The organism is Klebsiella sp. BIGb0399 (genome assembly GCF_003752615.1).
Taxonomy (GTDB): Bacteria; Pseudomonadota; Gammaproteobacteria; order Enterobacterales; family Enterobacteriaceae; genus Klebsiella; species Klebsiella lignicola.
Map to the genome: position 1 here is coordinate 18,821 of NZ_RKHT01000013.1, position 12,272 is coordinate 31,092.

Annotated in this window: 13 protein-coding genes and 1 riboswitch; of the genes, 6 read left to right on the forward strand and 7 right to left on the reverse strand. The window is 57.4% G+C overall.

Annotated features, from left to right (window positions below; translation table 11 throughout):
* From thiS to rsd, 5 genes are all read right to left on the reverse strand, one after another.
* Positions 1 to 201 carry a sulfur carrier protein ThiS gene (gene thiS, locus EDF82_RS25020; RefSeq protein ID WP_123758159.1) on the reverse strand — a complete coding sequence of 67 codons (201 nt, stop codon included), beginning with the start codon at positions 199 to 201 and terminating at the stop codon, positions 1 to 3.
* The gene (locus EDF82_RS25025; protein ID WP_123758160.1) at positions 185 to 940 is read right to left on the reverse strand and encodes a HesA/MoeB/ThiF family protein; all 756 of its coding nucleotides are present in this window, start codon (positions 938 to 940) and stop codon (positions 185 to 187) included. Before EDF82_RS25025 ends, thiS begins: the two co-directional genes overlap by 17 nt.
* A complete protein-coding gene (gene thiE / locus EDF82_RS25030) occupies positions 933 to 1,568 on the reverse strand; it encodes a thiamine phosphate synthase (RefSeq protein WP_123758161.1) in 636 nt (211 codons plus the stop codon). Before thiE ends, EDF82_RS25025 begins: the two co-directional genes overlap by 8 nt.
* Positions 1,568 to 3,475 carry a phosphomethylpyrimidine synthase ThiC gene (thiC, locus tag EDF82_RS25035; protein WP_123758162.1) on the reverse strand — a complete coding sequence of 636 codons (1,908 nt, stop codon included), beginning with the start codon at positions 3,473 to 3,475 and terminating at the stop codon, positions 1,568 to 1,570. The genes thiE and thiC overlap by 1 nt, the downstream gene beginning before the upstream one ends.
* Positions 3,476 to 3,561: 86 nt before the next feature.
* Positions 3,562 to 3,714, reverse strand: a riboswitch (TPP riboswitch).
* A 53-nt stretch (positions 3,715 to 3,767) separates the two neighbouring features.
* The gene (gene rsd, locus EDF82_RS25040) at positions 3,768 to 4,265 is read right to left on the reverse strand and encodes a sigma D regulator (protein ID WP_123758163.1); all 498 of its coding nucleotides are present in this window, start codon (positions 4,263 to 4,265) and stop codon (positions 3,768 to 3,770) included.
* Between the two features lie 93 nt (positions 4,266 to 4,358).
* On the opposite strand from rsd, the gene nudC reads away from it, so the two are divergent.
* From nudC to EDF82_RS25070, 6 genes are all read left to right on the forward strand, one after another.
* The gene (gene nudC, locus EDF82_RS25045) at positions 4,359 to 5,132 is read left to right on the forward strand and encodes an NAD(+) diphosphatase (RefSeq protein ID WP_123758164.1); all 774 of its coding nucleotides are present in this window, start codon (positions 4,359 to 4,361) and stop codon (positions 5,130 to 5,132) included.
* A gap of 39 nt (positions 5,133 to 5,171) precedes the next feature.
* Positions 5,172 to 6,236, forward strand: coding sequence for a uroporphyrinogen decarboxylase (gene hemE, locus EDF82_RS25050; RefSeq protein ID WP_123758165.1), 1,065 nt, complete (start codon positions 5,172 to 5,174; stop codon positions 6,234 to 6,236).
* A 9-nt stretch (positions 6,237 to 6,245) separates the two neighbouring features.
* Positions 6,246 to 6,917 carry a deoxyribonuclease V gene (gene nfi / locus EDF82_RS25055; RefSeq protein WP_123758166.1) on the forward strand — a complete coding sequence of 224 codons (672 nt, stop codon included), beginning with the start codon at positions 6,246 to 6,248 and terminating at the stop codon, positions 6,915 to 6,917.
* Positions 6,918 to 6,959: 42 nt separating this feature from the next.
* Positions 6,960 to 7,550 (forward strand): YjaG family protein, encoded by a 591-nt coding sequence (locus tag EDF82_RS25060; RefSeq protein WP_123758167.1) that lies wholly within the window; start codon positions 6,960 to 6,962, stop codon positions 7,548 to 7,550.
* A 186-nt stretch (positions 7,551 to 7,736) separates the two neighbouring features.
* Entirely contained in the window at positions 7,737 to 8,009 is a 273-nt protein-coding gene (gene hupA / locus EDF82_RS25065; protein WP_004097675.1) for a nucleoid-associated protein HU-alpha, read from the forward strand.
* A gap of 12 nt (positions 8,010 to 8,021) precedes the next feature.
* Positions 8,022 to 8,714 carry a DUF1481 domain-containing protein gene (locus EDF82_RS25070; protein ID WP_123758168.1) on the forward strand — a complete coding sequence of 231 codons (693 nt, stop codon included), beginning with the start codon at positions 8,022 to 8,024 and terminating at the stop codon, positions 8,712 to 8,714.
* Positions 8,715 to 8,896: 182 nt separating this feature from the next.
* Here the strand turns inward: EDF82_RS25070 and purD are convergent, their stop codons facing one another.
* A complete protein-coding gene (gene purD, locus EDF82_RS25075; protein ID WP_123758169.1) occupies positions 8,897 to 10,186 on the reverse strand; it encodes a phosphoribosylamine--glycine ligase in 1,290 nt (429 codons plus the stop codon).
* A 15-nt stretch (positions 10,187 to 10,201) separates the two neighbouring features.
* Positions 10,202 to 11,791 (reverse strand): bifunctional phosphoribosylaminoimidazolecarboxamide formyltransferase/IMP cyclohydrolase, encoded by a 1,590-nt coding sequence (gene purH, locus EDF82_RS25080; protein ID WP_123758170.1) that lies wholly within the window; start codon positions 11,789 to 11,791, stop codon positions 10,202 to 10,204.
* Between the last annotated feature and the right edge of the window lie 481 nt (positions 11,792 to 12,272).

Here is a 12,272-nt window from a genome sequence, read left to right on the forward strand (position 1 = left end):
TCAGCCTCCGGCGATGACCTGAAAAAGCAGGACCCGATCGCCTTCCTGCAGAAGATGATGTTCCCACCGCTCGCGCGGCAGGACCTGTTGATTGAGCGCCAGCGCGATGCCCGCCTGCTGCTGTTCTAACTGAATGAGCAGGGCGGCGACGGTGATGGCTTCGATGCACTGCATCGGCCGATCGTTAAACCAGATCTGCATGCTGCCCTCCACAGACCGGGCAACTTTGCGCGCGCTGGAGCGTCAGGTTGCGCCAGTGGCTGGTGCGGGCATCGAACAAGCGCAGGGTGTTGCGCGGCGTCGCCATACCGGAAAGCAAGGTGATGGCCTCCAGCGCCTGAAGCGTGCCCATCATGCCGACTACCGGCCCGATAATCCCCGCCGTTCGGCAGTTACGTTCGGGTTCGGTGCTGTCCGGCCACAGGCAGCGGTAGCAGCCCTGATCCCATGGCGGCGTCAGTACCATCAGTTGACCGCCCAGGCCAACGGCGCTGGCGGTGATCAGCGGAGTCGCCTGCGCGACACAGGCGGCATTGATGGCCTGGCGGGTCGCCATGTTATCGGTGCAGTCCAGTACCACATCCGCTTTGGCGACCTCCTGGCGCAAGGCTTCGCCGGCCAGGCGTTGCTGCAACGTGACGATCTCAACCTGTGGATTGAGCCGGGTCAGGCGCTGCCGGGCGGCGGTGGTTTTCGGTTGGGCAATGTCATCGCTGGTGAAGAGAATTTGCCGCTGCAGATTGCTGACGTGCACCTCATCATCGTCGGCGATAACCAACGTACCAATGCCCGCACCGGCCAGATACAGGGCGGCAGGCGAACCCAGTCCGCCGAGCCCCACAATCAGCACCCGGCTGGCCAGCAGCTTCTGTTGACCTTCGATGGCGATATCTTCCAGCATCAGCTGGCGGCTGTAGCGCATAAAATCGCTGTCATTCATCGCCTGCTCCCGCCATGTCCAGCAGCTGCGCGGTGGCCTGCTGCCAGTCCGCCGCCTGGGTAATGGCGCTGACCACCGCGATGCTGCCGACGCCGGTTTCCAGTACCTGTGGCGCCCGCGCCAGGCTAATACCGCCGATCGCGACCGTCGGGTAATCGGCCAGCCGCTGGATATGGCGGGCGAGCTGCTCCAGACCCTGCGGGGCGGAAGGCATCTGCTTGGTTTGCGTGGGGAAGACGTGACCCAGGGCGATATAGGAAGGACGAGCCGCCAGTGCAACGTCGATCTCCATATCATCATGAGTCGACACGCCGAGACGCAGGCCGGCATGACGAATGGCGTTCAGGTCCGTCGTCTCCAGGTCCTCCTGCCCTAAATGCACGCCGTAAGCCTGATGTTTAACCGCCAGCTGCCAGTAGTCGTTGATAAACAGCCGGGCGTGGTATTGACGCCCGAGCGCGATCGCGGCGATGACATCGGCTTCTACCTCGCTATCGCGCTTATCTTTGATGCGCAGCTGAAGGGTACGTACACCTGCGTGCAGCAGGCGTTCGATCCAGACCACGCTATCGACGACCGGGTAGAGGCCTAAACGGAACGGGACGGACGGAAAATCGGGTTGATACATCAGGCTTGCTCCTTACGTAAATAGATCTCACCGCCGCGAGCGCGGAAGTCCTGCGACTTATCGGCCATTCCGCTTTCGATATTCTGGCGGGCGGCATAGTCCCGCACTTCCTGGGTGATTTTCATTGAACAGAATTTGGGCCCGCACATGGAGCAGAAATGGGCGACTTTGCCGGATTCCTGCGGTAGCGTTTCGTCGTGATAAGCGCGGGCGGTGAACGGATCGAGGGCGAGGTTGAACTGGTCTTCCCAGCGGAATTCAAAACGGGCTTTGGACATGGCGTTATCACGGATCTGCGCGCCGGGATGGCCTTTCGCCAGATCCGCCGCGTGGGCCGCAATTTTGTAGGTGATCAGCCCCTGTTTCACATCTTCCTTATTCGGCAGGCCGAGGTGCTCTTTCGGCGTGACGTAGCAGAGCATCGCGCAGCCAAACCAGCCGATCATTGCCGCGCCGATGCCGGAGGTGAAGTGGTCATAGCCCGGGGCGATATCGGTGGTCAGCGGCCCCAACGTGTAGAACGGCGCTTCGTGGCAGTGCTCGAGTTCCTCGGTCATATTGCGGCGGATCATCTGCATCGGCACATGGCCCGGGCCTTCAATCATCACCTGCACATCGTACTCCCAGGCGATTTTGGTCAGCTCGCCCAGAGTGTGCAGCTCGGCAAACTGCGCTTCATCGTTGGCGTCCTGAATCGAACCGGGGCGCAGGCCGTCGCCGAGGGAGAGAGAGACATCATAGGCGGCGCAAATCTCACAGATATCGCGGAAATGCTCGTAGAGGAAGTTTTCCTGATGATGCGAGAGGCACCATTTGGCCATGATAGAGCCGCCACGGGAGACAATGCCGGTCAGGCGCCTGGCGGTCATTGGCACGTAGCGCAGCAGGACGCCGGCATGGATGGTGAAATAGTCGACGCCCTGTTCCGCCTGCTCCAGCAAGGTGTCGCGAAAAGCTTCCCAGGTGAGGTTCTCGGCGATCCCGTTGACCTTCTCCAGCGCCTGGTAAATCGGTACGGTGCCGATGGGGACCGGGCTGTTACGTAGGATCCATTCACGGGTTTCGTGGATATACCGCCCGGTGGACAAATCCATCACCGTATCGGCGCCCCAGCGCGTTGACCACACCAGCTTTTCTACCTCTTCTTCGATGGAGGAGGTGACCGCCGAGTTGCCGATGTTGGCGTTGACCTTCACCAGAAAGTTGCGGCCGATAATCATCGGCTCAGATTCCGGGTGGTTGATGTTGGCAGGGATGATGGCCCGCCCGGCGGCGACCTCATCGCGGACGAATTCCGCGGTGATATTGTCCGGCAGCCGGGCGCCGAAACTTTCCCCCGGATGCTGGTGGCGCAATACCTCTGCGCGAATGCGCTCCCGGCCCATGTTTTCGCGGATGGCGATGAACGCCATTTCAGGCGTCACGATCCCCTGACGGGCATAGTGGAGCTGGGTGACGCATTTGCCTGGCTTCGCGCGCCGCGGCGTCAGCTGGCCACGAAAGCGCAGCGTATCAAGATCGTCATCGGCGAGACGCGCCTTGGTATACAGGGAGCTACGTTCCTGCAGCGGTTCGCTGTCATCGCGTGCATCAATCCACGGCTGGCGCAGCGTTGACAGTCCCTGGCGCACATCGATCGCCACGTCGGGGTCGCCATAAGGGCCGGAGGTGTCGTACACCGGGATCGCTTCGTTTTGTTCGTACTGCGGCTGGGCTTTATCACCGCCAATTAAGGTGGGACTGAGCTGGATTTCCCGCATCGGCACGCGGATATCCGCCTGCTGGCCCTGAATGTAGATGCGTTGGGAGCGGGGAAAGGCGGTTCCTTCCAGGGTATGGATAAAATGCTGGGCGCGTTCGCGCTGTTCCCGACGGGTGAGTTTTGGTTCAGACTTTGTTGCAGACATAGCGCATTCCAGATGAAAAAGGACATGGCTTGTCAGACGACGGATGGAGTAACAGAGGCGATCGATCCTGGAGGGACGGTCGCATAGGACAGTTTACTCTTGTTCCCTTCGCAGGTATTAGCCTGATCAGGTTCCGCGGATCCCGAATTAACGGTCTCAGCCTTTTCCGCTTCATCCTTCGTGCTGCCTTGAGGCATCACGAATGCTGTTGTGGAAAATGGGCACTCCGACAAGATACATCCCCCTCCAGCGAGGGGGAACATATGTAAACTACTCGTTAACAGCGCACAACTCAAGCCGTCGGCGCGATATTGTCGCTGATGTTGTCTTTCAGGTTGTGCGATATCGCCAGCACGATCAGCTTGTCTTCCAGCGCGAATCGCGCTTCCAGCGCTTCGCCGATATCGGACAGCGCCTGCTGAAATTCGAGATAGTTATCGTGATCGATGGCGTTTTCAAGGCAGGAGTCGTAGCAATCCATAATCAGCTGGGTGTTGGCTTCCAGCTGCGGATAGAGTTTGGTGGCAGCCAAAAGTGGCGTATTGCCTTCCATTTCGCCAAGAATACGTTCATAAATATTAAAATGGCCGGAGGAGAGGTAATCCACCAGGCTTTGGCAAAAATTATCCAGCGCCTTTTCGTTCAGTCGCATAAAGGATTCTTTGCCGGGCTTCAGGCCAACCAGCTTGTAGTAAGCCACGAGCAAATGCTTACGTACATGTAGCCAGCGATCGACCAGTTTATTACTGCCTCCAACACGTTCCGTTAGGTTTTCCAGCTGGTTTAACATGGTTGACTCCGCAAGTTTAAGAAAATAACGTTGCTCACCAAAATGTAAATATAATGTTAAAAGTGCCAGTAAAACGAAGGTAGTGCAATAGATATGGATCGTATTATTGAAAAATTAGATCGCGGCTGGTGGATCGTCAGTCACGAACAAAAATTATGGTTACCCGGCGGGGAATTACCACATGGCGAAGCGGTAAATTTTAATCTTGTCGGCCAGCACGCGCTGCATATCGGTGAATGGCAAGGTGATGCGGTGTGGATGGTGCGCCAGGATCGTCGGCAGGATATGGGATCGTTACGCCAGGTGCTGGATAGCGATCCGGGGCTGTTTCAGCTGGCGGGGCGCGGCATCCAGCTAAGCGAGTTTTATCGCTCGCATAAATTCTGCGGCTACTGCGGCCACCCGATGCACCCGAGCAAAACCGAATGGGCGATGCTGTGCGGCCACTGCCGCGAGCGCTACTACCCGCAAATTGCCCCGTGCATGATCGTGGCGATCCGTCGGGACGATACGATCCTGCTGGCGCAGCATACCCGCCATCGTAACGGCGTACACACGGTGCTGGCCGGGTTTGTCGAAGTGGGGGAGACCCTGGAACAGGCGGTGGCCCGCGAAGTGATGGAAGAGTGCGGCCTGAAGGTGAAAAACCTGCGCTATGTGACCTCCCAGCCGTGGCCGTTCCCCCAGTCGCTGATGACCGCGTTTATGGCGGAGTATGATAGCGGCGACATTGTGATCGACAAAAAAGAGCTGCTGCAGGCAGGCTGGTATCGTTACGACGATTTACCGCTGTTGCCGCCGCCGGGTACCGTGGCGCGCCGGCTGATAGAAGATACCGTGGCACTGTGTCGGGCAGAGGCGGAGTGACGTGTTACACTGGCGTAAAATGGGATCAGGATGAATAACATGACCGAACTAAAAAACGATCGTTACCTGCGAGCGCTGCTACGCCAGCCTGTGGACGTGACCCCTGTCTGGATGATGCGCCAGGCTGGCCGCTATTTACCGGAGTACAAAGCCACTCGCGCGCAAGCGGGCGACTTTATGTCGCTATGTAAAAACGCCGAACTTGCCTGTGAAGTCACGCTGCAGCCACTGCGTCGCTACGCGCTGGATGCGGCGATCCTCTTCTCGGACATCCTGACCATCCCGGATGCGATGGGGCTTGGGCTGTACTTCGAAACTGGCGAAGGTCCACGTTTCACCTCGACCATCACCTGCAAAGCCGATGTCGATAAACTGCCGGTACCCGATCCGGAAGATGAACTCGGCTACGTCATGAATGCCGTGCGTACCATTCGTCGCGCGCTCAACGGCGATGTTCCGCTGATTGGCTTCTCCGGTAGCCCGTGGACGCTGGCGACCTATATGGTGGAAGGCGGAAGCAGCAAAGCCTTCACCGTGATCAAAAAAATGATGTATGCCGATCCGCAGGCGCTGCATGCCCTGCTCGATAAGCTGGCAAAAAGCGTCACGCTGTATCTGAACGCCCAGATTAAAGCCGGCGCGCAGTCGGTGATGATTTTCGATACCTGGGGCGGGGTGCTGACCGGTCGTGATTATCAGCAGTTCTCGCTCTACTACATGCACAAAATCGTGGATGGTCTGCTGCGTGAACATGAAGGCCGCCGCGTGCCGGTCACGCTGTTCACTAAAGGTGGCGGGCAGTGGCTGGAAGCAATGGCGGAGACCGGCTGCGATGCGCTGGGCCTCGACTGGACGACCGATATTGCCGATGCCCGGCGTCGGGTCGGCCATAAAGTGGCGCTGCAGGGCAATATGGACCCTTCTATGCTCTACGCGCCTGCGGGCCGTATTGAAGAAGAAGTCGGGTCGATTCTTGCTGGCTTTGGTCAGGGCGAAGGTCATGTCTTCAACCTCGGGCACGGCATTCATCAGGATGTGGATCCTGAGCATGCCGGCGTGTTTGTCGAGGCAGTGCACCGACTCTCGGCGCAATATCACCGCTAAGGTATGGCGATGGATCTGACGTCTCTTCGTGCCAGCCAGCAGACGCTTGCCGGTTCGGTTATCTGTGAGGATCGCTGGGATCCGGATGCTTGCGGGCTGATCGGTGGCGCGGACGTCGGTTTTGAGCAAGACGGCGCAGTGACGCGGGCGGCCATGGTGCTGCTCGCCTACCCATCGCTGGAGCTGGTGGAATATCAGGTGGCGCGGGTGGCGACCACCATGCCGTACATTCCCGGTTTTCTCTCCTTTCGTGAAACCCCCGCGCTGCTGGCGGCGTGGCAACAGCTGTCACAAAAGCCGGGTCTGTTATTTGTCGACGGTCACGGCATTTCCCATCCACGGCGGCTGGGCGTCGCCAGCCATTTTGGCCTGCTGGTGGATGTACCGACTATTGGCGTGGCGAAAAAGCGTTTGTGTGGGCAGTTTACGCTGCCCGACGACGAGGTGGGAGCGCTGGCGCCGTTGATGGACAAAAGCGAACAACTGGCGTGGGTCTGGCGCAGTAAAGCGCGCTGTAATCCACTCTTTATCAGCTCCGGCCATCGCGTCTCCCTCGATAGCGCGCTGACATGGGTTCAGCGTTGTATGCAGGGCTACCGTCTGCCAGAGCCAACGCGCTGGGCGGATGCGGTTGCTTCACGGCGTCCGGCGTTTGTGCGTTGGCAAGCAAATCACGGCTGATTCAGGTACACTGCGGCTAATTTCTGACTTCGAGAATTCATCATGTTACAAAACCCGATTCATCTGCGTCTGGAGAAGCTTGAAAGCTGGCAGCACGTCACCTTTATGGCTTGCCTGTGCGAGCGCATGTACCCCAATTACGCCATGTTCTGCCAGCAAACTGAGTTTGCCGATGGTCAGCTGTATCGCCGTATTCTCGATCTGATTTGGGAAACCCTGACGGTCAAAGATGCGAAGGTGAATTTTGACAGCCAGCTCGAAAAGCTGGAGGAAGCCATTCCGGCAGCCGACGATTACGATCTGTATGGTGTTTATCCTGCCATCGACGCCTGTGTTGCATTGAGCGAACTGATCCACTCGCGCCTGAGCGGAGAAACGCTTGAGCACGCAATTGAGGTGAGTAAGAGTTCCATCACGACAGTGGCAATGCTGGAAATGACCCAGGCTGGTCGCGAAATGACCGATGAAGAGCTCAAAGAAAACCCAGCGGTAGAGCAGGAATGGGATATTCAGTGGGAGATTTTCCGTCTGCTGGCCGAGTGTGAAGAGCGCGACATTGAACTGATCAAAGGACTGCGTGCAGACCTCCGCGAGGCCGGCGAGAGCAATATTGGTATAAATTTTAAGCAGTGAGACCAGAAAACGTGATTTACCGCCTGAATTGTCGCGTCTGAAGGCTTCCATTCCGCCCCCCGTCTGGTCTACATTTGGAGGGCGAAAAAAAGTGGCTATCGGTGCGTGTATGCAGGAGAGTGCTTTTCAGGCATTTCCGTCGCACTCGGTGCTTAGCAAGCGATAAACACATTGTAAGGATAACTTATGAACAAGACTCAACTGATTGATGTAATTGCGGACAAAGCTGACCTGTCCAAAGCACAGGCAAAAGCTGCCCTGGAATCTACCCTGGCTGCAATTACTGAGTCTCTGAAAGAAGGTGATGCTGTTCAACTGGTTGGTTTCGGTACCTTCAAAGTGAACCACCGCGCTGAGCGTACTGGCCGCAACCCGCAGACCGGTAACGAAATCAAAATTGCCGCTGCTAACGTGCCGGCGTTTGTTTCTGGTAAAGCTCTGAAAGACGCAGTCAAGTAAGACCGCGTGGCAGTGTACAGTTTTAACGAAGGGGCCTTACCGCCCCTTTTGTCTATCTGGCGTCGTGTCGCGGTGCTGGTGGGTACACTGCTGCTCTCTGCTTGTAGTAGTAATTCCTCTGTGCCGCCATTTACCGCCAGTGGCTATGCGGATAACCAGGGCGCGATGCGCATCTGGCGTCTGGATTCCAACGGCGAAGTGCATCTTCTTGCCGCCTTCAGTCCGTGGCGTCACGGCAATACCTCAACCAGCGAATACCGCTGGCAGGGTGACAAACTCAGGCTGATCGAACTCAACGTTTACGGCAAACCCTCGGAACATATTCGCGCCCGCTTTGATGACCAGGGCGAGCTGAGCTTTATGCAGCGTGAAGTGGATGGGCAGAAACAGCAGCTCTCCAGCGATCAGGTTGCGCTTTACCGCTATCGGGCGACGCAGATTCGCCAGACCAGCGATGCATTACGCCAGGGGCGTGTTGTCCTGCGTCAGGGGCATTGGCATGCCAACCGGACGGTAACGACCTGCGAAGGGCAAACCGTGAAGCCGGAGCTGGACGCGCGGGCACTGGCCTTTATTGAACGTCGCCAGAGTCATTCTTCTGTCGAAGTGAGCGTTGCGTGGCTCGAAGCCTCGGATGGTGCTCAGCTGCTGCTGGTGGCCAACGAAGACTTCTGTACGTGGCAACCGCAGGAAAAAACCTTCTGACGCCCGTCAGAACGTATGCCAGTTATACCTTCTCAGTTCCTCTCTCTGTCTTTCCCGACACCGCCTTATCCATAACCCACGGCACGATGCCGGGCTTTCGCGTCCGTTGATGATAAAAAAACGGGCGACTTCAATGCTGAAGCCGCCCGTCGATAAGGCGATGTTGAGATGACGCTCAGGCGTTAGCGCTGCTCGCGGGCGATTGCGCGCCAGCCGATATCGTCGCGGCTGAAGCTGCCGTCCCAATGAATGCCGGTGAGGAGCTCATAAGCGCGCTGCTGAGCCTGGGCAACGGTATCACCCAGCGCCGTTACGCACAGGACGCGACCGCCCTGGGTGACAACACGCTGGTCGTCGGTCAGCTTTGTGCCGGCATGGAACACTTTGCCGCCTGCCGCATCGCTCTGCGGCAGGCCAAAGATCTCGTCACCGGTGCTGTAGTTACCCGGGTAACCGCCGGCAGCAACCACCACGCCCAGTGAGGCGCGCTCGTCCCATTCGGAGGTTTTCTCGTCCAGTTTGCCATCGCAGGCCGCAAGGCACAGTTCCACCAGATCGGATTTCATGCGCAGCATGATCGGCTGCGTTTCCGGATCGCCGAAGCGGCAGTTGAACTCGATAACCTTAGGGTTACCCTGCTTGTCGATCATCAGACCGGCGTAGAGGAAACCGGTATAGGTATTGCCTTCCGCCGCCATCCCTTTGACCGTTGGCCAGATAATACGATCCATCGTGCGCTGATGAACGTCATCCGTTACGACCGGGGCAGGTGAGTAGGCGCCCATACCACCGGTGTTCGGGCCGGTATCGCCGTTGCCTACGCGCTTGTGGTCCTGGCTGGTGGCCATCGGCAGGACGTGCTCGCCGTCGACCATGACGATAAAGCTGGCTTCTTCACCATCAAGAAACTCTTCGATCACGATACGGTGGCCCGCGTCGCCGAAGGCGTTACCTGCCAGCATATCCTGAACCGCGTCTTCCGCTTCTTTGAGCGTCATCGCAACGATAACGCCTTTACCGGCAGCCAGACCGTCCGCTTTGATGACGATCGGTGCGCCTTTCTCACGCAGGTAGGCCAGCGCAGGCTCGACGTCGGTGAAGTTCTGATATTCCGCGGTTGGGATGTTATGACGCGCGAGGAAATCTTTGGTGAACGCTTTAGAGCCTTCCAGCTGGGCAGCGCCTTCGGTCGGTCCGAAGATTTTCAGGCCAGCCGCACGGAAGGCATCGACCACGCCAATCACCAGCGGCGCTTCCGGGCCGACGATGGTCAGGTCGATCTTTTCGCGCTGGGCAAAGCTCAGTAATGCCGGAATATCGGTCACGCCGATATTCACGTTCTGCAGCGCAGGCTCCAGCGCGGTACCGGCGTTACCCGGCGCGACATACACGGTGTCCACCAACGGAGACTGTGCGGCTTTCCATCCCAGCGCGTGCTCGCGCCCGCCGTTACCAATCACTAATACTTTCATGTTCTGCTCCGTGAATTAATGGCGGAAGTGACGCATGTCGGTGAAGATCATCGCGATGCCGTGTTCGTCGGCAGCGGCAATGACTTCTTCGTCGCGAATGGAGCCGCCCGGTTGAATCACGCAGGTGACGCCCACTGCGGCAGCCGCATCGATACCATCACGGAACGGGAAGAAGGCATCGGAGGCCATCGCTGAGCCTTTAACTTCCAGACCTTCGTCACCGGCTTTAATGCCAGCAATTTTAGCGGAGTAGACGCGGCTCATCTGGCCCGCGCCAATGCCGATGGTCATGTTCTCTTTGGCATACACAATGGCGTTGGATTTCACGAACTTCGCCACTTTCCAGCAGAACAGCGCATCACGCAGCTCTTGTGCGTCTGGCTGACGTTTGGTGACCACGCGCAGATCATCAGCGGTGACCATGCCCAGATCGCGATCCTGTACCAGCAGCCCACCGTTAACACGTTTGAAATCGAGGCCCGGCACGCGTGCAGCCCATTCGCCGCAGATCAGAACGCGGACGTTCTGCTTCGCTGCCGTAATTTTCAGCGCAGCTTCACTGGCAGATGGGGCGATGATCACTTCGACGAACTGGCGAGAGATGATGGCCTGTGCGGTTTCGGCATCCAGCTCGCGGTTGAAGGCGATAATGCCGCCGAAGGCTGAGGTTGGGTCAGTTTTGTAGGCGCGATCGTAAGCATCCAGAACAGTGTCGCTCACCGCGACGCCGCATGGGTTGGCGTGCTTAACGATGACGCAGGCCGGTTCACTGAACTCTTTCACGCACTCCAGTGCCGCATCGGTATCGGCAATGTTGTTATAAGAGAGGGCTTTGCCCTGCACCTGCTGCGCGGTGGCGACGGAGGCTTCTTTAATGCTTTCTTCTATATAGAAGGCTGCCTGCTGGTGGCTGTTCTCACCGTAACGCATATCCTGCTTCTTAATGAAGTTCAGATTCAGCGTGCGTGGGAAACGGCCGGATGCTTCCTGCGTCTCACCATGATAGGCCGGAACCATGCTGCCAAAGTAGTTGGCGATCATGCTGTCATAGGCGGCGGTGTGTTCGAAAGCTTTAATGGCGAGGTCGAAGCGGGTAGCCAGGGTCAGGGAGCTGTCGTTGGCGTCCATCTCTTTAATAATGGCGTCGTAGTCACTGCTCTTTACCACGATAGCGACGTCTTTATGGTTCTTGGCCGCGGAGCGCACCATGGTCGGGCCGCCGATATCGATATTTTCGACCGCATCTTCCAGCGAGCAACCTTCACGTGCGACGGTTTCCGCAAACGGGTAAAGGTTAACAACCACCATATCAATAGGAGAGATGGCGTGCTGCGCCATGATCTCATCATCCTGGCCGCGACGGCCGAGGATGCCGCCATGCACTTTTGGATGCAGGGTCTTAACACGTCCATCCATCATTTCCGGGAAACCGGTGTAGTCAGAGACTTCGGTTACCGGCAGACCTTTATCAGCCAGCAGGCGTGCGGTACCACCCGTAGACAGTAGCTCAACACCACGAGCGGAAAGCGCCTGCGCGAATTCGACGATACCGGCCTTGTCAGAAACACTGAGCAGGGCGCGGCGGACTGGACGACGTTGTTGCATGGTATTAAATCCCCAGGATTTGAACATTACAGAGAGCGTTAGGTGAGTTTTTGTCTAAAAACTCACCTAACGCACCCAACCGGGCATCCGTGTTATTGCGCGGCATTGTAACGAAAACGTTTGCGCAACGCTCGCGAATTTTGATCTTTCTCTTTTACACCGCGATCTCTTCTATTTCTATATAGAAAGGCATTTTGCCGACCTTTGTCAGGGGGAGATGGCCTGTGTCTGTGGATAATTCTGTGTGTAACAGGGTATAAAGCGGGGTTTTGCTGGGGAATGCAGCAGTCAGTCATTTTTCTGCAATTTTTCTATTGCGGGCGCTCGAGAACTCCCTATAATGCGCCTCCATCGACACGGAACAACGGCAAACAAGCCGCCGGGTTGAAAGAGAAAACTTCTGAAAAATGAGGTTGACTCTGAAAGAGGAAAGCGTAATATACGCCACCTCGCGACAGAGCGCCAAGCGCCGTCGCACTGC

Coding starts and splice junctions, on each gene's coding strand:
- purD (WP_123758169.1), bottom strand. CDS start 10,186: ATGAAAGTATTAGTGATTGGTAACGGCGGGCGCGAGCACGCGCTGGGA.
- nfi (WP_123758166.1), top strand. CDS start 6,246: ATGGATCTGACGTCTCTTCGTGCCAGCCAGCAGACGCTTGCCGGTTCG.
- EDF82_RS25060 (WP_123758167.1), top strand. CDS start 6,960: ATGTTACAAAACCCGATTCATCTGCGTCTGGAGAAGCTTGAAAGCTGG.
- hupA (WP_004097675.1), top strand. CDS start 7,737: ATGAACAAGACTCAACTGATTGATGTAATTGCGGACAAAGCTGACCTG.
- hemE (WP_123758165.1), top strand. CDS start 5,172: ATGACCGAACTAAAAAACGATCGTTACCTGCGAGCGCTGCTACGCCAG.
- thiC (WP_123758162.1), bottom strand. CDS start 3,475: ATGTCTGCAACAAAGTCTGAACCAAAACTCACCCGTCGGGAACAGCGC.
- EDF82_RS25025 (WP_123758160.1), bottom strand. CDS start 940: ATGAATGACAGCGATTTTATGCGCTACAGCCGCCAGCTGATGCTGGAA.
- thiE (WP_123758161.1), bottom strand. CDS start 1,568: ATGTATCAACCCGATTTTCCGTCCGTCCCGTTCCGTTTAGGCCTCTAC.
- rsd (WP_123758163.1), bottom strand. CDS start 4,265: ATGTTAAACCAGCTGGAAAACCTAACGGAACGTGTTGGAGGCAGTAAT.
- purH (WP_123758170.1), bottom strand. CDS start 11,791: ATGCAACAACGTCGTCCAGTCCGCCGCGCCCTGCTCAGTGTTTCTGAC.
- thiS (WP_123758159.1), bottom strand. CDS start 201: ATGCAGATCTGGTTTAACGATCGGCCGATGCAGTGCATCGAAGCCATC.
- nudC (WP_123758164.1), top strand. CDS start 4,359: ATGGATCGTATTATTGAAAAATTAGATCGCGGCTGGTGGATCGTCAGT.